The 17644-nt window shown below is 60.7% G+C and carries 23 protein-coding genes; 14 read left to right on the forward strand and 9 right to left on the reverse strand.

What is annotated here, in order from left to right:
* The first annotated feature begins 59 nt into the window (after positions 1-59).
* Together N6G83_RS18425 and N6G83_RS18430 are read left to right on the forward strand one after the other, a co-directional pair.
* Positions 60-644 (forward strand): NTP transferase domain-containing protein, encoded by a 585-nt coding sequence (locus N6G83_RS18425; protein WP_049204219.1) that lies wholly within the window; start codon positions 60-62, stop codon positions 642-644.
* 8 nt (positions 645-652) lie between these two features.
* The gene (locus tag N6G83_RS18430) at positions 653-1705 is read left to right on the forward strand and encodes an XdhC family protein (RefSeq protein ID WP_164064274.1); all 1053 of its coding nucleotides are present in this window, start codon (positions 653-655) and stop codon (positions 1703-1705) included.
* On the opposite strand, the gene N6G83_RS18435 is transcribed toward N6G83_RS18430, so the two are convergent.
* Positions 1629-2495 (reverse strand): helix-turn-helix domain-containing protein, encoded by an 867-nt coding sequence (locus N6G83_RS18435; RefSeq protein ID WP_049296235.1) that lies wholly within the window; start codon positions 2493-2495, stop codon positions 1629-1631. The two genes, N6G83_RS18430 and N6G83_RS18435, sit on opposite strands and share 77 nt — an antisense overlap.
* A 150-nt stretch (positions 2496-2645) precedes the next feature.
* Complete coding sequence (gene fumA, locus N6G83_RS18440) at positions 2646-4292, reverse strand: class I fumarate hydratase FumA (RefSeq protein WP_025304241.1); 1647 nt, start codon at positions 4290-4292, stop codon at positions 2646-2648.
* Between the two features lie 349 nt (positions 4293-4641).
* Here fumA and N6G83_RS18445 point away from each other — a divergent pair, with 349 nt between their 5' ends.
* From N6G83_RS18445 to ruvX, 6 genes are all read left to right on the forward strand, one after another.
* Positions 4642-5154: a SprT family zinc-dependent metalloprotease gene (locus N6G83_RS18445; RefSeq protein WP_004937462.1), complete on the forward strand. Its 513-nt coding sequence runs from the start codon at positions 4642-4644 to the stop codon at positions 5152-5154.
* A gap of 101 nt (positions 5155-5255) precedes the next feature.
* Positions 5256-5951 (forward strand): deoxyribonuclease I, encoded by a 696-nt coding sequence (gene endA / locus N6G83_RS18450; protein ID WP_089196263.1) that lies wholly within the window; start codon positions 5256-5258, stop codon positions 5949-5951.
* A gap of 69 nt (positions 5952-6020) precedes the next feature.
* On the forward strand, positions 6021-6752 hold the full coding sequence (gene rsmE, locus N6G83_RS18455) for a 16S rRNA (uracil(1498)-N(3))-methyltransferase (RefSeq protein WP_025304244.1): 732 nt from the start codon (positions 6021-6023) through the stop codon (positions 6750-6752).
* 10 nt (positions 6753-6762) lie between these two features.
* Positions 6763-7713, forward strand: a complete 951-nt coding sequence (gene gshB, locus N6G83_RS18460; RefSeq protein ID WP_043141334.1) for a glutathione synthase — start codon at positions 6763-6765, stop codon at positions 7711-7713.
* Between the two features lie 147 nt (positions 7714-7860).
* Positions 7861-8424: a YqgE/AlgH family protein gene (locus N6G83_RS18465; protein ID WP_004937452.1), complete on the forward strand. Its 564-nt coding sequence runs from the start codon at positions 7861-7863 to the stop codon at positions 8422-8424.
* Positions 8424-8846: a Holliday junction resolvase RuvX gene (gene ruvX, locus N6G83_RS18470; RefSeq protein ID WP_025304246.1), complete on the forward strand. Its 423-nt coding sequence runs from the start codon at positions 8424-8426 to the stop codon at positions 8844-8846. Before N6G83_RS18465 ends, ruvX begins: the two co-directional genes overlap by 1 nt.
* Here ruvX and N6G83_RS18475 read toward each other — a convergent pair.
* Positions 8843-9865, reverse strand: a complete 1023-nt coding sequence (locus N6G83_RS18475) for a type IV pilus twitching motility protein PilT (RefSeq protein WP_260515646.1) — start codon at positions 9863-9865, stop codon at positions 8843-8845. The two genes, ruvX and N6G83_RS18475, sit on opposite strands and share 4 nt — an antisense overlap.
* A 20-nt stretch (positions 9866-9885) precedes the next feature.
* Between N6G83_RS18475 and N6G83_RS18480 the strand changes: the two genes are divergently transcribed.
* Genes N6G83_RS18480 through hemW form a run of 6 tightly spaced genes read left to right on the forward strand, consistent with a single transcriptional unit; the run spans position 9886 to position 14053 of the window.
* Complete coding sequence (locus N6G83_RS18480) at positions 9886-10593, forward strand: YggS family pyridoxal phosphate-dependent enzyme (protein ID WP_260515648.1); 708 nt, start codon at positions 9886-9888, stop codon at positions 10591-10593.
* Positions 10594-10612: 19 nt separating this feature from the next.
* A complete protein-coding gene (gene proC / locus N6G83_RS18485; protein WP_049296238.1) occupies positions 10613-11434 on the forward strand; it encodes a pyrroline-5-carboxylate reductase in 822 nt (273 codons plus the stop codon).
* A gap of 31 nt (positions 11435-11465) precedes the next feature.
* On the forward strand, positions 11466-12020 hold the full coding sequence (locus N6G83_RS18490; protein WP_025304250.1) for a YggT family protein: 555 nt from the start codon (positions 11466-11468) through the stop codon (positions 12018-12020).
* Positions 12017-12307, forward strand: a complete 291-nt coding sequence (yggU, locus tag N6G83_RS18495) for a DUF167 family protein YggU (protein WP_004948014.1) — start codon at positions 12017-12019, stop codon at positions 12305-12307. The genes N6G83_RS18490 and yggU overlap by 4 nt, the downstream gene beginning before the upstream one ends.
* A 17-nt stretch (positions 12308-12324) precedes the next feature.
* Positions 12325-12918, forward strand: coding sequence for an XTP/dITP diphosphatase (locus N6G83_RS18500; RefSeq protein ID WP_260515651.1), 594 nt, complete (start codon positions 12325-12327; stop codon positions 12916-12918).
* On the forward strand, positions 12911-14053 hold the full coding sequence (hemW, locus tag N6G83_RS18505) for a radical SAM family heme chaperone HemW (RefSeq protein WP_149570560.1): 1143 nt from the start codon (positions 12911-12913) through the stop codon (positions 14051-14053). The genes N6G83_RS18500 and hemW overlap by 8 nt, the downstream gene beginning before the upstream one ends.
* A 37-nt stretch (positions 14054-14090) precedes the next feature.
* On the opposite strand, the gene N6G83_RS18510 is transcribed toward hemW, so the two are convergent.
* The 6 genes from N6G83_RS18510 to trmB form a co-directional block, all read right to left on the reverse strand.
* Complete coding sequence (locus N6G83_RS18510) at positions 14091-14339, reverse strand: DUF2442 domain-containing protein (RefSeq protein WP_025304253.1); 249 nt, start codon at positions 14337-14339, stop codon at positions 14091-14093.
* Positions 14323-14565 carry a DUF4160 domain-containing protein gene (locus N6G83_RS18515; protein WP_004937418.1) on the reverse strand — a complete coding sequence of 81 codons (243 nt, stop codon included), beginning with the start codon at positions 14563-14565 and terminating at the stop codon, positions 14323-14325. Before N6G83_RS18515 ends, N6G83_RS18510 begins: the two co-directional genes overlap by 17 nt.
* A 95-nt stretch (positions 14566-14660) precedes the next feature.
* A complete protein-coding gene (locus tag N6G83_RS18520; RefSeq protein WP_043141352.1) occupies positions 14661-15383 on the reverse strand; it encodes a DUF2884 domain-containing protein in 723 nt (240 codons plus the stop codon).
* A 30-nt stretch (positions 15384-15413) separates the two neighbouring features.
* Positions 15414-16337 (reverse strand): glutaminase B, encoded by a 924-nt coding sequence (glsB, locus tag N6G83_RS18525; RefSeq protein WP_260515652.1) that lies wholly within the window; start codon positions 16335-16337, stop codon positions 15414-15416.
* A 215-nt stretch (positions 16338-16552) separates the two neighbouring features.
* A complete protein-coding gene (locus tag N6G83_RS18530) occupies positions 16553-16879 on the reverse strand; it encodes a YggL family protein (RefSeq protein ID WP_025304256.1) in 327 nt (108 codons plus the stop codon).
* Entirely contained in the window at positions 16879-17598 is a 720-nt protein-coding gene (gene trmB / locus N6G83_RS18535) for a tRNA (guanosine(46)-N7)-methyltransferase TrmB (RefSeq protein WP_049204213.1), read from the reverse strand. The genes N6G83_RS18530 and trmB overlap by 1 nt, the downstream gene beginning before the upstream one ends.
* Positions 17599-17644: the final 46 nt, after the last annotated feature.

A 17644-nucleotide genomic window follows, 5' to 3' on the forward strand; every position in this document is an offset into this window, starting at 1 on the left:
TGCAAAACACAGGTAGTTTGTAGGCTAATAAATAATTTGCGCAAACGCGGACTTCAAGCATGACCACGGGCATTGTCATTACCGCCGCCGGACGCGGGGAGCGCTTTATCCAGGCCGGCGGCCAGGGCAACAAATTGAACGCCGGATTCGCCGATGCAGCGGGCGAGCAGCGATCGCTGTTCGAACACACTCTGCGCCAGGCGCTGGCTTCCGGCCTGCCGGTACAGGTGGTAACCCGGCCGGATAATCTGCCGGTGCTGGCAGCCTGCGCCGCCAAGCAAGTGCCGGTCACCCTGCTCGCCAGCGCGGGCCTCGGCGACTCGATCGCCGCGGGCGTTGCGGCCACGCCGCACTGGCAGGGCTGGCTGATCCACCTGGCCGATATGCCGTTCGTCGGCGCCGACGTTTTCCGACAGGTGGCGGATGCCTTACGGCAACACGCGATCGTGCGCCCCTGCTATGCGCAACAGCCCGGTCACCCGGTCGGCTTTTCCGCCCGATTGCGCAAACCGCTTTGCCAACTGCGCGGCGATAATGGCGCGCGTGAACTGCTGCAAGGCGCGGCAGTGCACCTGCTGCCGCTTGAGCACCCCGGCGTCGTGCAGGATATTGATCTTCCATCGCAACTCCCGGCCAGCGAGTAAATTCACCTATGCAACATCTTGATGTCACCGTGGTCAGCCAGGCGATAAGCTGGCTGCAGCAACAGCCGGTCTGGTTATGCACCGTGCTCAGTACCTACGGCTCTTCGCCGCGGTCGCCGGGCGCGTTGATGGCCGCGACCCGAGACGGCCGCTTCAGCGGTTCATTGTCGGGCGGGTGCGTGGAGGAGGACTTTCTACGGCGCGTAGCCGCCGGGGAGTATCAGGCGCCCAGCCAGGTGATCCGTTATGGCGAAGGCGGCATGACGCCCAACGTGGCGCTGCCCTGCGGCGGCGTGCTGGACGTGCTGATCGAGTATCTGCCGGCGGGAGAAGCCAGCGTCGCTTATCTGCAACGCATCGCCGGCGCGCTGGAAGGGCATCACGCGTTGATCAAACGCCTGACGCTGCCCCACGCCTGCCACAGCCTTGAGCAGAGCCACTTCACCAGCGCCACCCAGGTCGAACGCCGGCTCGAGCAGATCACCTTGCACATCGCGGCCGCGCCGCGCCTGCTGATCGCCGGGTTGTCCAGCGTGGCGCTGTACTGCGCCGACTTCGCCGTGGCGCTGGGGTTTGAGGTGCTGGTGTGCGAGAGCCGCCCGGAGGCGCTGGATAACTTCGCCGCCGAGCTGAAACCGGGCGTGACGCTGCTGCGCCAGTTTCCGGCCAAGTTCATTGAGGACGGCGGTTGCCACGCCAATACCGCCGTCGTGGCGCTGACCCACGATCCGCGCATGGACGACCTGACGCTGATGGAAGCGATCCACACCCCGGCGTTTTACATCGGCGCCATGGGCTCGCTGAGAAACAGCGCGCGGCGGCGCCAGCGTTTGCAGCAGATTGCCGAATTCACGCCGCAGGAGCTGGAACGCATTCATGCGCCGATCGGCCTGCCGCTGGGCAGCAAAACCCCGGCGGAGATCGCTCTGGCGGTGATGGCGGCGATCGTGCAGCAAAAAAACCGGCTGCCGGCCGCCGACGGGATCAGTGCAGCGGCACCACCGGCACCAGATGTTGCAGCTCCAGATGCAGCTCCTCTTTCCCGCTCAGCGAATAGCTGAATACCGTCATGTCCGGCCCGTCACCGCGGGCCAGCCCCATTTCGGGCAGCACCTGCGTGTAAATTTTAATGATGTGATCATTGAGCGCCACCGGCTTGCCGGAATAGCGAAAACGGCAAAACTCGCCGTGGATCTCCGGCAGCGGCTCCAGCGCCACGCCTTCGCGTAGCGGGTAGTCCGTCGTCACGCCCAGGGTATAATCGACCCTGACCCGCTCGCCGTCCGGCACCAGCTGGGTAAACGAATAGGTTTGTGCCGGGCGCTCACCCAGCAAAGTATAGAACTGCGCCCGAAGCGCGCTGCGCTGCGGCAGGTGCGACTTGTCCAGCTTCTCGATATCCAGATGGTACGCGTAATGTTTGCCGTGAAAGGCATATTGCCCTCTGGCGATGCTGACGCGTTCGACCTGAATATCGCCGGGCTGGCTGGCCGCCAGCGAACGCACCAGATTGCTGAAGTCCTGCTTGCGGGCATGGCGATACACGCTGGGCGATTCGGCGAAGTGCTTTTTGAAACAGCGCGAGAATGTCTGCTGATTATCGAATTGATATTCAACCGAAATGTCTAGAATGCTCTTCTGCGTGAAGCGCAAGGCGAAGGCGGCGAGGTAGAGGCGGCGAGCGCGGATATACGAGGCTAACGATAATCCGGTCTGCTTTTTGAACATGCGCTGCAGGTACCATTTCGTGTAGCCTGACTTGGCAGAAACGATATCCAACGACAGCGGATTGGTCAGGTTATCTTCAATCCAGACCAGCAATTCCTTGATGTGACTTTCCTGCGTTCCCATGTGCTTGCCGAACCTTCTGTTGCCGATATTCCATTAGTCGAATTTTAGTGCTACCCGCGTAGGGTATACAGGTTAAAACTCGACGTCCAGCAAGCTACAGGACTTTACACACTCCCCTTCACCGCCCGCGGGCGGCGAAGGGGGCAGCGATTATTTCAGGCAGCTGGAGCACTGACCGGCCTGAATCTTCTGGAAGAAGTCATTGCCTTTGTCATCCACCAGGATAAACGCCGGGAAATCTTCCACTTCGATTTTCCAGATCGCTTCCATGCCCAGCTCAGGGTACTCCACGCACTCCAGGCTCTTGATGCTCTGCTGCGCCAGCACCGCCGCCGGGCCGCCGATGCTGCCGAGGTAAAAGCCGCCGTGCTTGTGGCAGGCATCCGTCACCTGCTGGCTGCGGTTGCCTTTCGCCAGCATGATCATGCTGCCGCCGTGGGATTGCAGCAGATCGACGTAGGAGTCCATACGCCCGGCGGTGGTCGGCCCCAAGGAACCGGACGCATAGCCTTCCGGCGTTTTAGCCGGGCCGGCGTAGTAGATCGGGTGATCCTTGACGTACTGCGGCAGGCCTTCCCCGCGATCCAGGCGCTCTTTCAGCTTGGCGTGCGCGATATCGCGGCCGACGATGATGGTGCCGCTCAACGACAGACGGGTGGAAACCGGGTACTGCGACAGCTGTTTGAGGATCTCGGCCATTGGACGGTTGAGATCGACTTTGATCGCCTCGCCTTCCCCGGCCTGGCGCAGCTCCTGAGGAATGAATTTACCCGGATTGTGCTCCAGTTTTTCCAGCCAGATGCCGTCGCGGTTAATCTTGCCTTTGATGTTGCGGTCCGCCGAACAGGAAACGCCCATGCCGACCGGGCAGGAGGCGCCGTGGCGCGGCAGGCGCACCACGCGGATATCGTGCGCGAAGTATTTGCCGCCGAACTGCGCGCCCAGCCCCAGGTTTTGCGCTTCTTGCAGCAGTTCCGCTTCGAGTTCCAGATCGCGGAACGCCTGGCCATGCTCGTTGCCTTCGGTCGGCAGGCCATCGTAATACTTGGTCGAGGCCAGTTTGACGGTTTTCAGCGTCGCTTCCGCCGAGGTGCCGCCGATGACGAACGCCACGTGGTACGGCGGGCAGGCCGCAGTGCCCAGCGTGCGCATCTTGTCGACCAGGTAGTTTTTCAGCTTGCCCGGCGACAGCAGCGCCTTGGTTTCCTGATACAGATAGGTTTTGTTGGCAGAACCACCGCCCTTGGCGATGCACAGGAATTTGTATTCTTCGCCGTCCACGCTGTAGAGATCGATCTGCGCCGGCAGGTTGCTGCCGGTATTGACCTCTTTGTACATATCCAGCGCGGCGTTCTGCGAATAGCGCAGGTTCTCTTCGATGTAGGTGTTGTACACCCCGCGCGACAGCGCTTCTTCATCGCCGCCGCCGGTCCAGACGCGCTGGCCCTTTTTGCCGACGATGATCGCCGTGCCGGTATCCTGGCAGGTCGGTAAAATACCCTTGGCGGCGATTTCTGAGTTACGCAGAAATTGCAGCGCAACGTACTTGTCGTTTTCGCTGGCGTCCGGATCGTCGAGGATATCGGCCACCTGCTGTTGATGCGCCGGGCGCAGCATGAACGAGGCGTCGTGGAACGCATGCTGGGCAAGCAGGGTTAACGCTTCAGGGGCAACTTTCAGTATTTCCTGGCCTTCAAACTCGCTCACGGAAACGTGGTCGCGGCTCAGCAGATAATATTCGGTATCGTCTTTCTTCAGCGGGAACGGATCTTGATAGTGGAACGGTTTATTCGACATTGATCTCTCACTTGCAACATCAGCTGCGTTAAATTCACACTTGTGGCGCGCGAAGCGGCGCCTTGTCAAAAAACTGCCTCCACCTTACGTATTTTTAATCAGTCAGTTATTGCGCCAAATCGCAAAATAACCGCTCTTTGCGTAAGGGATTACCACAGGCGGCGTTTCAACCTTGCTCGGTGAGAACTGCGGGTACAGGCTCATCATGCACGCTTTATTATCCCGCAGTTAACACATTGATTACAATCCATCGACGGCGATCGCTTTATCAATGTGGCGAAAAAACGCGGATGCGGATTTGCGTTGGAGCATATTGTCAGCCGCCGTGCCATTGCTTAAGCTAGCCGCAATGAACAAACCAAGAATCCCCATCGCGCTGCAACAAGCGGTGATGCGCTGCCTGCGAGAAAAGCTGCAGTTGGCACGCCAGCATTTTGCCGTCGAGTTCCCCGAACCCAGCATCGTCTATCAGCAACGCGGCACCAGCGCGGGCACCGCCTGGCTGCAAAGCTGGGAAATCCGTCTGAACCCGGTGCTGCTGCTGGAAAACCAACAGCCGTTTATCGATGAGGTGGTGCCGCATGAGTTGGCGCACCTGCTGGTGTTTCGCCAATTCGGCCGGGTGGCGCCGCACGGCCGCGAATGGCGCTGGATGATGGAAAGCGTGCTACTGACCCCCGCCAGCCGCACTCACCGTTTCGAAACCGCCTCGGTGCAAAGCAAAACCTTCCCCTACCGCTGCGGCTGCGGGCAGCACCAGCTCACCATTCGCCGCCATAACCGCGTGCTGCGCGGCGAAAGCGAATACCGCTGCCGCCGGTGCGGCGAAAAACTGAAATTTCTTGCTAGCGAGAACCTTTAGTTAAACGATTTATACGTTAAAACAAGCAAATATCGCCATTTGCCACTGCCGGCAAGTTCCGTTACCCTGCCTGCTTTTCCAATTTTGAGCTGTTTTGGAATATGCTTCGCAGAATTTTGTTTATGGCGGTTTTCGCCGCAGGCGCCGTACAGGCGCACGGCATCAATAACTTCTCTCAGGCCAAAGCGGCGGCGGCCAAGATTAATCAGGATGCGCCGGGCAGCTTTTACTGCGGCTGCCGCATCGACTGGCAGGGCAAGAAGGGCATCCCGGATCTCGCCGGCTGCGGCTATCAGGTGCGTAAAAACGTCCAGCGCGCACAGCGCATCGAATGGGAACACGTAGTGCCGGCCTGGCAGTTCGGTCACCAGCTGCAGTGCTGGCAGGACGGCGGGCGCAAAAATTGCAACAAGGACGCCACCTATCGCCAGATAGAAACCGATCTGCACAACCTGCAGCCGGCGATCGGCGAAGTGAACGGCGACCGCAACAACTTCATGTACAGCCAATGGAACGGCGGTGCAGGCCAGTACGGGCAATGCCCAATGAAGGTGGACTTCAAGAATAAACAGGCGGAGCCGCCCGCCCGCGCCCGCGGCGCCATTGCCCGCACCTACTTCTACATGCGCGATCGCTACCAGCTGCGGCTGTCACGCCAGCAAACCCAGTTGTTCGAGGTGTGGAACCGGCAATATCCGGTGAGCCAATGGGAATGTCAGCGTGAAGCACGTATCGCCAAGGTGCAGGGCAACCACAACCCCTATATTCAACAGGCTTGTCAGCAGCGGAAAAGCTAACCTACTATAGCCTTTATCTTTCATGGCGCCGCCAACCCGCGGCGCCGTTTCGTCAGGATCAGACTACCCATGCGCATACCCCGCATTTACCATCCGCAGCCGTTGACCGATCGGGCGGAGATCGCCCTCAGCGAGGACGCCGCCAACCACGTCGGGCGCGTGCTGCGCATGAGCGCCGGCCAGGCGCTGCAGCTGTTCGACGGCAGCAACCAGGTGTTCGACGCCGAGATAGTCCGGGTGGACAAAAAGAGCGTGCTGGTGCGCCTCGGCGACGGCCGCGTGGAGGACATCGAATCGCCGCTCAACCTGCATCTGGGCCAGGTGATCTCGCGCGGCGAGAAGATGGAGTTCACCATCCAGAAATCCATCGAGCTGGGCGTCAACGTCATCACCCCGCTGTTTTCCGAGCGCTGCGGCGTCAAGTTGGACGGCGAGCGTCTGGCGAAGAAAATCCAGCAATGGCAAAAGATCGCCATCGCCGCCTGCGAGCAGTGCGGCCGCAACCGCATTCCCGAAATCCGCGAGGCGATGTCGCTGGAGGCCTGGTGCGCCGAGCAGGACGGCAGCCTGAAGCTCAACCTACATCCGCGCGCCAGCCACAGCATCAACACGCTGCCGCAGCCGGTAGACCGCGTCCGCCTGCTGATCGGCCCGGAAGGCGGTTTGTCCGCCGACGAAATCGCTATGACCACCGACCACGGATTTACTGATATTCTGCTGGGACCACGCGTTCTGCGTACCGAAACCACAGCGCTCACCGCCATTACCGCTCTGCAGGTCCGCTTCGGCGACCTGGGTTAAAGGAGAAAAGATGATTAAGCTCGGCATCGTGATGGATCCTATCGATTCCATCAACATCAAGAAAGACACCAGCTTCGCCATGCTGCTCGAAGCGCAGCGCCGCGGTTACGAATTGCACTACATGGAGATGAACGATCTCTATCTGCACGCCGGCGACGGGCGCGCCCGTACCCGCCTGCTGAGCGTGAAGGAAGACAAGGAGAGCTGGTTCAGCTTCGGCGCCGAGCAGGATCTGGCGCTGCACGATCTGGACGTGATCCTGATGCGCAAGGATCCGCCGTTCGATACCGAATACATCTACGCGACCTACATTCTGGAGCGCGCCGAAGTCAAAGGCACGCTGGTGGTCAACAAGCCGCAAAGCCTGCGCGACTGCAATGAGAAGCTGTTCACCGCCTGGTTCTCGGAACTGACGCCGGATACGCTGGTCAGCCGCAGCGCCGCACACATCCGCAAATTCCACCAACAGCACGGCGACATCATCCTGAAACCGCTGGACGGCATGGGCGGCGCGTCTATCTTCCGCGTGAAGCAGGACGATCCTAACCTGTCGGTGATCATCGAAACCCTGACCGAACACGGCAGCCGTTTCTGCATGGCGCAGAACTTCCTGCCGGCGATCAAGGACGGCGACAAGCGCATCCTGGTGGTGGACGGCGAGCCGGTGCCTTACTGCCTGGCGCGCATTCCGGCGCAGGGCGAGACCCGCGGCAACCTGGCGGCCGGCGGCCGCGGCGAAGCGCGTCCACTGAGCGAGAGCGACTGGAAAATCGCCCGTACCGTCGCCCCGACGCTGAAAGAGAAAGGGCTGATCTTCGTCGGCCTGGACGTGATCGGCGATCGCCTGACCGAGATCAACGTGACCAGCCCAACCTGCGCACGCGAGATCGAGGCGGCATTCCCTATCTCGATTACCGGCATGCTGATGGACGCGATTGAAAAGCGCCTGGCGGCGAAGTAATGCGTCATGCGGGCGGCATGCCGCCCGCTATCCTGTATCGCGCCTGCCAAAGCCCGCCTTTCCGGCAGCGGCTTGAAAGGCGGCGGGTATAGCCGCATACTGGCGGCTGTTTATTTTCTCACCCATTGATTACCTTATACTAACGCCATGAATTTACAGCACCATTTTCTGATCGCCATGCCAACGCTGCAGGATCCTCGCTTCAAGCGCTCGGTGATTTACATTTGCGAGCACAATGAAGAAGGCGCCATGGGTTTGGTGATCAATAAACCGGTGGAGCAGTTCACGGTAGCCACGGTGCTGAGCAAGCTGAAGATCATGCCGCCTGCGCGCGATCCGGCCATCAGCCTGGACAAGCCGGTGTTCGCCGGCGGCCCCCTGGCGGACGATCGCGGGTTTATCCTGCATACGCCGCGCCACGGCTTCGGCGCCAGCATTCAAATTTCGCCCAACACCATGATCACCACCTCGAAAGACGTGCTGGAAACGCTCGGCACGCCAGAGCAACCGGACGACGTGCTGGTGGCGCTGGGTTATGCGGGCTGGGAAAAGGGCCAGTTGGAGCAGGAAGTATTGGAAAACGCCTGGCTGACCATCGAAGCCAACACCGACATTTTGTTCCGCACGCCGATCGCCAGCCGCTGGCGCGAGGCGGGGAACCTATTGGGTATCGACATTCGCAGCATCGCCAACCACGCAGGACACGCCTGATGAGCAACCGCACCATTATCGCCTTCGACTTCGGCACCAAAAGCATTGGCGCGGCCATCGGCCAGGAGTTGACCGGCAGCGCCCGCGCCCTGCCGGCCTTCAAAGCGCAGGACGGCTCGCCGGACTGGCTGAAAATCGAAAAACTGCTGAAGGAGTGGCAGCCGGATTTGGTGGTGGTCGGCCTGCCGCTGAACATGGACGGCACCGAACAACCCGTTACCGCCCAGGCGCGCAAGTTCGCCAACCGCCTGCACGGCCGCTTCGGCATCCAGATCGATCTGCATGACGAGCGCCTGAGCACCGTGGAAGCGCGCGCCAACCTGTTCGACCGCGGCGGCTTCCGCGCCCTTGATAAAGGCAGCGTGGATTCCGCCTCCGCGGTAGTGATCCTCGAGAGCTGGTTCGAACGGCAGCTGGGCTAAACACCCGTTCCCTCCCCCGCACAGTCCCCCAACACACCGGCGTCAATCCGCTGCTGCAAACCTTGCTCAAAGGTTTGCATGCCGGACTGTGCGCCGGTTTGCAACACGCTCGCCAACTGATGCGTTTTCCCTTCGCGGATCAGGTTGCTGACCGCCGCCGTCGCCGTCAGCACTTCGAAGATCGCCACGCGTCCGCCGCCGGGCCGCCTCATCAGCTTTTGCGCGATCACCGCCTGCAGACTGCCGGCCAGCTGGGCGCGCACATAGGGTTTTTCTTCCGCCGGAAACACGTCCACTAACCGTTCCACTGCCTGCGACGCGCTGCGGGTGTGCAGCGTCGCCAGCACCAGGTGGCCGGTCTCCGCCGCGGTGAGCGCCAGCCGGATGGTGGTGGTATCGCGCAGCTCGCCCAGCAGGATCACATCAGGATCTTCGCGCAGCGCGGCGCGCAACGCCGCATCAAAGCTGTGGCTGTCGCGGCCGATCTCCCGCTGCTGGATCAGCGATCGCCGGCTGCGGTGCAGGAATTCAATCGGATCCTCCAGCGTCAAAATGTGCCGCTGCTGGTGCCGGTTGATCTCGTCGATCATCGCTGCCAGCGTGGTGGACTTGCCGCTGCCGGTGGCGCCGGTGACCAGGAGAAGCCCATCGTCGCGCCGCAGCAGCGCCGGCACGATGGCCGGCGCTGCCAGCTCGGCAAGCGAAGGCGATTGCCCGGCAATACGCCGCAACGCGAGAGACATCCCCGCGCTTTGTTGAAAAATGTTGGCGCGCAACCGCTCCCCGCCCGGCCTGTGCAGCGCCAGATCGACCTGCCCCAGCCGCCGCAGGCTCTCGCGCTGCTGCGCATTCAGCAATCCATCGCAGAGGGCCTGCGCGCCTTGCGCAGTCAGCGTTGGCGCCGCCGCCAGCGGCTGCAGTTCACCGTCGATGCGCAACATCGGCGGATGACCGGCACAAAGGTGCAGATCGGAAGCATTATGCTTTACACTAAGGGCCACGAATTCATCGATATCCATATCACTCTCCCGGGTCAATAATGAGCACTATCCAACAGAACCTGCAGGATGTCAGAAACCGCATCGCGGCCGCCGCGCAAAACTGCGCACGGGCGCCGGAAGACGTTGCTCTGCTTGCAGTCAGCAAAACCAAACCTGTGGCGGCGATCGAAGAAGCCATCGCCGCCGGCCAGCGCGCCTTCGGCGAGAACTACGTGCAGGAAGGGGTAGACAAGATCCGGCATTTCGCCGAGTCGCCTCAGGGCGGTGAGTTGGTGTGGCACTTTATCGGCCCGCTGCAATCCAATAAGAGTCGGCTGGTGGCGGAACATTTCGCCTGGTGTCATACCGTGGATCGGCTGCGCATCGCCCAGCGCCTGAGCGATCAGCGCCCGGCCGACATGCCGCCGCTCAACGTGCTGATTCAAATCAACATCAGCGATGAGCAGAGCAAATCCGGCATTGCATTAAGCGAACTGCCGGCGCTGGCCGAGGCGATCGCTGCGCTGCCGAACCTGACGCTGCGCGGCCTGATGGCCATCCCGGCGCCGGAAACGGATTATCAGCGGCAGCTGGCGGTATTCAGCCGGATGAACGACGCCTTTCTCGCCCTGCGTCAGCGTTATCCGCAGGCCGATACGCTGTCGATGGGCATGACGGACGATATGGCGGCGGCGATCGCCGCAGGCAGCACCCTGGTGCGCATCGGCACCGCAATTTTTGGCGCCCGCGACTACTCGCAGGCCTGACAAACAGACGAGGGATTTGATGCAACATCGCAAGATTACCTTTATCGGCGCCGGCAACATGGCGCGTGCAATCATCGCCGGCCTGGTGGCGGGCGGCTATCCGGCCAAATCCATCAGCGTCTGCGCCCCTTCGCCGAAAAACCGTGACGCGCTGGCGGCGGACTACGGCATCGTCAGCAGCGGCGACAACGTCGCCTGCGCGCGTGAAGCCGAGGTGGTGGTGCTGGCGGTCAAACCGCAGATGATGGCCGACGTGTGTCAGCCGCTGCGCGAACAGGTCGATTTCGGCGGCAAACTGGTGCTGTCGATCGCCGCCGGTATTCAGGTCAGCCGTTTCTATCAGCTGCTCGGCGACCAACTGGACATCGTGCGCATCATGCCCAACACCCCGTCGCTGGTCGGCAAGGGCATGAGCGGGCTGTACGCGCCGGCGCAGGTCAGCCAGCGGGATCGCGACTACACCGGCGATTTAATGGCGTCGGTCGGTAAAGTTTGCTGGGTAGATGACGAAAATGGCATCAACGGCGTGATCGCCGCCGCGGGCAGCGCCCCGGCTTATTTCTTCCTGTTTATGGAAGCGATGCAAAAAGAGGCCGAACGCATGGGCTTCGACAGCCAGACCGCGCGCGATCTGGTGCAGCAGGCCGCTTCCGGTGCTGCCGCCTTGGTGGAAGCCAACCCGGATACGCCGCTGGGCACGCTGCGCGAGCAGGTGACTTCCAAAGGCGGCACCACCGCCGAAGCGCTGCGGGTGTTCAACGAACGCCAACTGCCGGAAACCGTGGCGCAAGCGATGCAGGCCGCCGTTTCTCGTGCGCAAGAAATGGAAAAATTATTTTAAATAACCATGAGTTAAGGAGAAGGACCACTTCATGCTAACGCTGACTTTCCTGGTCAAGACCGTTATTGATCTGTACGTGATGGTGCTGTTGCTGCGCATTTGGATGCAATGGACGCGCACCGATTTTTATAACCCGTTCTCGCAGTTTGTGGTGAAGATCACCCAACCGGTGGTCGGCCCGCTGCGCCGCATCATCCCATCGCTGGGGCCTATCGACAGCGCTTCTCTGCTGCTGGCGTTCCTGTTGATGACCATCAAGTACCCGCTGCTGCTACTGATCCAGGGCGGCGCGATATCGCTCAGCCCGTATAACCTGCTGTTCGGCCTGATCTCGCTGGTCAAGTCCGCCGGCTACCTGATCTTCTGGGTGATGATCATTCGTGCGCTGATGAGCTGGGTAAGCCAGGGCCGCAGCCCGATCGACTACGTGATGTACCAGCTGACCGAACCGTTGATGGCGCCGATCCGTCGCATCATTCCGGCGATGGGCGGTATCGACTTTTCCGCCATGGTGGTGATCCTGATCCTCTATCTGATCAACTACCTGGGCATGGATCTGTTCGGCGAGATCTGGTTCCTGCTGTGAGTGCCGTCACTCCGGTGCTGGACGGGCTGGCGATCAGGCTATATATTCAGCCGAAAGCCAGCCGCGACCAAATTATCGGCTTGCATGGCGACGAACTAAAAGTCGCCATCACCGCCCCGCCGGTCGACGGCCAAGCCAACGCCCATTTGATCAAGTTTATCGCCAAGCAGTTCAAAGTGGCGAAAAGCAACGTCACCATCGAGAAAGGCGAACTGGGGCGGCATAAACAGTTACGCATCGTGAATCCGCAACAGATCCCCGCCGTGGTCGCGGCGCTCATCGAATAATTTTCAAGGTAGTCATTATGCAAAAAGTCGTTCTTGCCACCGGTAACCCGGGCAAAGTGCGCGAACTTGCCGACCTGTTGGCCGATTTCGGCCTGGACGTGGTCGCGCAAACCGATCTGGGCGTGGAATCCGCCGAAGAGACCGGCCTGACGTTTATCGAAAACGCCATTCTGAAAGCGCGCCATGCGGCACAGCTCACCGGCCTGCCGGCGATCGCCGACGACTCCGGTCTGGCGGTCGACGCGCTGGGCGGCGCGCCGGGCATCTACTCCGCACGCTACGCCGGTGAAGACGCCGACGATCGGCAGAACCTCGACAAGCTGCTGGCGGCGATGAAAGACGTGGCGCCGGGCCGGCGCGGCGCGCAATTCCATTGCGTGCTGGTCTATCTGCGCCATGCGGCAGACCCGACGCCGCTGGTGTTCCACGGCAGTTGGGCCGGCGAAATCACCGAACTGGCCGCCGGTGAAGGTGGCTTCGGTTACGATCCGGTCTTCTACGTGCCGGAACTGAGCCGCACCGCCGCCGAGCTGGGCCGCGACGAGAAACGGGCGATTTCGCACCGCGGCAAGGCGCTGAAGTTGATGTTGGAAGCCATGCGCAATGCTTAAACTGCCCCCGCTGAGTCTCTACATCCACATCCCGTGGTGCGTGCAGAAATGCCCGTACTGCGACTTCAACTCCCATGCGCTGAAGGGTGACGTACCGCATCAGGAGTACGTCGATCATCTGTTGGCGGATCTGGATGCCGACCTGCCGCTGGCCGGCGGCCGGGAAATCAGCACTATCTTTATCGGCGGCGGCACCCCTAGCCTGCTGAGCGCCGAGGCGATGCAAGCCTTGCTGGACGGCGTGCGGGCGCGCATTCACGTCGCCGACGACGCCGAAATCACCATGGAGGCCAACCCCGGCACCGTCGAGGCCGATCGCTTCAGCGGCTACCAGCGCGCCGGCGTCAACCGCATCTCCATCGGGGTGCAAAGCTTCAGCGCCGAGAAGCTGAACCGCCTGGGGCGCATCCACGGCCCGGAAGAGGCCAGACGCGCGGCGACGCTGGCGACCGGCCTCGGCCTGCGCAGCTTCAACCTCGATCTGATGCACGGCCTGCCGGATCAGTCGCTGGAAGAGGCGCTGGACGATTTGCGCCAGGCTATCGCCCTCAATCCGCCGCACCTGTCGTGGTATCAGCTGACCATCGAGCCGAACACCCTGTTCAGCTCGCGCCCGCCGGTTTTGCCGGACGACGACGCGCTGTGGGACATCTTCGAACGCGGCCACCAGCTGCTGAGCGCCGCCGGCTATCAACAGTATGAAACCTCGGCCTACGCCAAGCCGGGCTTCCAATGCCAGCACAACCTCAACTACTGGCGCTTCGGCGACTACCTGGGGATCGGCTGCGGCGCGCACGGCAAGGTGACCTTCAGCGACGGGCGCATCCTGCGCACCGCCAAGACCAAGCACCCGCGCGGCTTTATGCGCGGCGACTACATGGACAAGCAGCATGAGGTGGCGGCGGCGGATCGGCCGTTCGAGTTCTTCATGAACCGCTTCCGCCTGTTGGAAGCCGCGCCGCGCGCCGACTTCGTCAACTACACCGGGCTGGCGGAAAGCGTCATTCGCCCGCAGCTGGACGAAGCGCTGGCCAAAGGCTATCTGGAAGAAACCGCGGAGCATTGGCAAATTACCGAGAAGGGCAAACTGTTCCTCAACTCGCTGCTGGAACTGTTCCTGGCGGACGACGAATAAAAAAAAAGCGCTGAATGATCAGCGCTTTTTTTCATGTTCAGGCGGCATTATGAGGGCGGTGCGTCACGTCGCCACGCCCCTTCAGCAATCCCTCAACGGAAACATCCTCGTCCAACGCGTCCCAATGGATGCCGCGAGCGCTGAGCTCATACCCCGCCCGCTGTTCTTCCGTCGCGTTCAACAAACGGGGAAACCAGGCCAGCGGCACGCCAATAATTCTGGCGTCACTTAGTTCGACCCACATCGTCGTATCGTCAAAGCTGACGCGTTTAGCCGAAATACTCATGCCAAGCCTCCAAAAACAATGCCTGATAGGTATCAACCAGACCAGCCAACTCTTTTAGCGTTCTGGCGTTAAAGCCATCATTACGCGCCAACTGCACGCCAGGAACCAACCAAAATTTCGCTTCAGCCTCAGCGTCTCTGATATGAACATGCGGCGGCTCAAGCGGGTCACCCTCATTTGAATAAAAAAAGAACCTATAGCCTTTATAACGGAATATCACTGGCATCAATGCAAAATCCTTTTGCCGATTGATTATAGTTTAGCCAGTTTCTCAGATAGCCGTCGTGAGGTCAAAGAACGCACGGCGGCTATGCCTATCCGTTACTTCAACGCCTTCAGCAAATCCTTGCGCTGGGTTTCCAGTGCGGTGACGCGGTTGCACACGTCATGACCGAAGTTCTGGAAGTCCTGCTCCTGGTTGTTCCATTCGTTCTGGATCGCCTTCTGCAAGCCGCCCAAATTGCCCATGATCGCCTGCAGCGGGTTGCCGCCGCTGTTGGCGGCCTGTTTGACGCCCATCTCGTTCAGGCTGTCCTGCAGCACCCCGCCCATGCTCTGCTGCACGATGTTGCGGCCGTCCTGTTCCACCTGGTCAATCGCCTGGTGGTGGAAGGTCAGACCGTCGCTGCGGTGTTCGATGATGCGGTTCATCTGCTGTTTCAGCTGGCCGTTCAGGGTGGTCAGCCGGTTGCGCACGTTGCTGTTGCTGCCCAGCTCTTTAACGATCACCTTATCCAGCGCCGAGCGGGCTTTCTCCAGGTGCTTCTGCGCGCCGTCGTCGATCCACGGCAGCTGCTTGCGCAAGGCGCTCTGGTAACTGAAGGCTTTCTGCCGCTGGCTGTCATTCAAGCTTAGCGCCTGGCCGTTGCGGATCACGTCGCCATCCGGCGATATTTGCAGGTCGCCGCTGGCGCCTTTCACCTGCACGCTCTGCGGGCTGATGATCACATCATCCTGGGGTTTAACGCTGCATTGGTACTCGGCGTGGGCCTGTGCGGCAGTCGCCGCCAGCAGCAGTAAGGCTAACCCGGTTTTCTTCAACATAGCTTCTCCTGACTCCCATCCAGATTGGGATTAAAAAATCGAACGACCGATACGTTGAGACAACAGTTCCAGCGCCGCAGTTCCCGCCAGCGAGTTGCCGGAAGCATCCAGTTCCGGCGACCAAACGACGATCGACAGTTCGTCCGGCACGATGGCCACGATGCCGCCGCCCACGCCGGACTTGCCCGGCATCCCCACCCGATAGGCGAATTCGCCGGCGCCGTCGTACATGCCGCTGGTCATCATCAGGGCGTTGATCTGCCGGGCCTGCAGCGGGCTGATCACCGCCTCGCCGCTGAGATCGCGGCCGTGATTGGCCAGATAGACGAAGCTGCGCGCCAGTTCCACGCAGCTCATGCGCAGCGCGCAGTAGTGGAAATAGGTTTGCAGCACGGTGATGACGTCGTTTTCGAAGTTGCCGAACGACTTCATCAGATAGGCGATGGCCGCATTGCGATCGGAGTGTTCGAACTCGGAGCGCGCCACCCGCAGGTCATAGGCCAGGTCGTCTTCATCGGCCAACTGACGCACCACCTCCAGCATGCGCTGTTTGGGGGCGCTGAGCCGGGTTTGCAGCATGTCGCACACCACCAGCGCGCCGGGGTTGATAAACGGATTGCGCGGTTTGCCCTGCTCCATCTCCAGCTGCAGCAGCGAATTGAACGGCAGGCCGGAAGGCTCTTTGCCGACGCGCCGCCAAATCTCAGGCTCCTGATAGCGCGTCAGCGCCAGCGTCAGGCTCAGCACTTTGGAGATCGACTGGATGGAGAAGCGCTCCGCGGCGTCGCCGGCCTGGAACAGTTCGCCATCCACCGTACACACGGCGATCGCCAGCCGATCGGCGGGCACTTCCGCCAACGCCGGGATGTAGTCGGCCACTTTTCCCTGGCCAATCAGCGGGCGCACCTGTTGCAGGATCTCTTCCAGCAACGCGTTATCCAATGTTGTTACCACCTCGGTCACACTCCGGGCAAAACAAAGGCGCCGTTAAGGCACCTTAAATCCATCCCCGTCATACTTGAATCCGCATCTGTGTTGGCTGCGAGCGCTCACCCCAGTCACTTACTGAAGTAAGCTCCTGGGGACTCACACTCTTGCCGCCGTGATGCAAATCCAATTATTTAGGGGGAAATAAGCGGCGCGAAGCCGCGCTCATCGGGCAAGCGCGATCAATCCCACCAGATATCGAACAGATCGCTGACCTTAACGTCGGACAGTTTGCGCGCTTCCAGCCAGTTTTTCACCAGTTCGCGATGCTCGTCGGTGCAGTGGCCGATCTTCTGCAGGCAGATCAGACCTTCCCACTGCAGGTAGCCGCTGCCGTCAAACGCCAGACCGTTCGGCTCGATCACTTCATCGATGAAGGTATCCAGCGTGCTGTCGATATCTTCCACCGACGTGCCTTCGGCGAAGCGCCAGGCTACGGAGAAACCCAACTCCTGAAATTCTTCAATGTGCAACTTTTTACGTAAACGACGACTGCGGTTCTTAGCCATTATTCTTTCCTCTCAAACATCAAGTCCCAAACGCCATGTCCCAGGCGCTGGCCGCGTAATTCAAATTTCGTCAGTGGGCGCGAATCCGGACGCGGCACATAATCATTATCGCTGGAAAGATTACGGTAGCCTGCGACCCCGTTCATAACCTCTAACATATGTTCCGCATAAGGTTGCCAATCGGTGGCCATGTGGAAGACGCCGCCGGTCTTCAGCTTGCGCAGCACCAGTTCGACAAACGGCGTTTGCACGATGCGGCGCTTGTTGTGGCGCGCCTTGTGCCACGGATCGGGGAAGAACAGCTGCACCATGTCCAGCGAGCCGTCCGGGATCATGTTTTCCAGCACTTCAACCGCATCGTGGCACATCACGCGCAGGTTGCTCAACTTCGCCTCGTGGGCGTCGGCCAGGCAGGCGCCCACGCCCGGCGAGTGCACTTCGATCCCTAAAAAGTTCTGCTGCGGGTTGTTACCCGCCATGGTCACCAGCGAGGCACCCATGCCAAAACCGATCTCCAGCACCGTCGGCGCTTCGCGGCCAAACAGCGCAGCGAGATCGACAGCGTCAGTCTGATACTCCACGCCCATCACCGGCCAATAGTTCTCCAGCGCGTGCTGCTGGCCTTTGGTCAGCCGCCCCTGGCGGCGAACAAAACTGCGGATACGGCGCATCGCGCGGCCGTTCTCATCAAATTCCGGGGAGATGACGTCATTAATCATAGTGCTTTCTGTCTGTTTGGCTGCCAATTAGGGAAACGCGCATTAT

Source organism: Serratia sp. PL7 (assembly GCF_945957435.1).

Excerpts from the sequence above, each read along its gene's own strand:
- N6G83_RS18425 (WP_049204219.1), top strand. The coding sequence starts at position 60 with ATGACCACGGGCATTGTCATTACCGCCGCCGGACGCGGGGAGCGCTTT.
- N6G83_RS18430 (WP_164064274.1), top strand. The coding sequence starts at position 653 with ATGCAACATCTTGATGTCACCGTGGTCAGCCAGGCGATAAGCTGGCTG.
- N6G83_RS18435 (WP_049296235.1), bottom strand. The coding sequence starts at position 2,495 with ATGGGAACGCAGGAAAGTCACATCAAGGAATTGCTGGTCTGGATTGAA.
- fumA (WP_025304241.1), bottom strand. The coding sequence starts at position 4,292 with ATGTCGAATAAACCGTTCCACTATCAAGATCCGTTCCCGCTGAAGAAA.
- N6G83_RS18445 (WP_004937462.1), top strand. The coding sequence starts at position 4,642 with ATGAACAAACCAAGAATCCCCATCGCGCTGCAACAAGCGGTGATGCGC.
- endA (WP_089196263.1), top strand. The coding sequence starts at position 5,256 with ATGCTTCGCAGAATTTTGTTTATGGCGGTTTTCGCCGCAGGCGCCGTA.
- rsmE (WP_025304244.1), top strand. The coding sequence starts at position 6,021 with ATGCGCATACCCCGCATTTACCATCCGCAGCCGTTGACCGATCGGGCG.
- gshB (WP_043141334.1), top strand. The coding sequence starts at position 6,763 with ATGATTAAGCTCGGCATCGTGATGGATCCTATCGATTCCATCAACATC.
- N6G83_RS18465 (WP_004937452.1), top strand. The coding sequence starts at position 7,861 with ATGAATTTACAGCACCATTTTCTGATCGCCATGCCAACGCTGCAGGAT.
- ruvX (WP_025304246.1), top strand. The coding sequence starts at position 8,424 with ATGAGCAACCGCACCATTATCGCCTTCGACTTCGGCACCAAAAGCATT.
- N6G83_RS18475 (WP_260515646.1), bottom strand. The coding sequence starts at position 9,865 with ATGGATATCGATGAATTCGTGGCCCTTAGTGTAAAGCATAATGCTTCC.
- N6G83_RS18480 (WP_260515648.1), top strand. The coding sequence starts at position 9,886 with ATGAGCACTATCCAACAGAACCTGCAGGATGTCAGAAACCGCATCGCG.
- proC (WP_049296238.1), top strand. The coding sequence starts at position 10,613 with ATGCAACATCGCAAGATTACCTTTATCGGCGCCGGCAACATGGCGCGT.
- N6G83_RS18490 (WP_025304250.1), top strand. The coding sequence starts at position 11,466 with ATGCTAACGCTGACTTTCCTGGTCAAGACCGTTATTGATCTGTACGTG.
- N6G83_RS18500 (WP_260515651.1), top strand. The coding sequence starts at position 12,325 with ATGCAAAAAGTCGTTCTTGCCACCGGTAACCCGGGCAAAGTGCGCGAA.
- hemW (WP_149570560.1), top strand. The coding sequence starts at position 12,911 with ATGCTTAAACTGCCCCCGCTGAGTCTCTACATCCACATCCCGTGGTGC.
- N6G83_RS18510 (WP_025304253.1), bottom strand. The coding sequence starts at position 14,339 with ATGAGTATTTCGGCTAAACGCGTCAGCTTTGACGATACGACGATGTGG.
- N6G83_RS18515 (WP_004937418.1), bottom strand. The coding sequence starts at position 14,565 with ATGCCAGTGATATTCCGTTATAAAGGCTATAGGTTCTTTTTTTATTCA.
- N6G83_RS18520 (WP_043141352.1), bottom strand. The coding sequence starts at position 15,383 with ATGTTGAAGAAAACCGGGTTAGCCTTACTGCTGCTGGCGGCGACTGCC.
- N6G83_RS18530 (WP_025304256.1), bottom strand. The coding sequence starts at position 16,879 with ATGGCTAAGAACCGCAGTCGTCGTTTACGTAAAAAGTTGCACATTGAA.
- trmB (WP_049204213.1), bottom strand. The coding sequence starts at position 17,598 with ATGATTAATGACGTCATCTCCCCGGAATTTGATGAGAACGGCCGCGCG.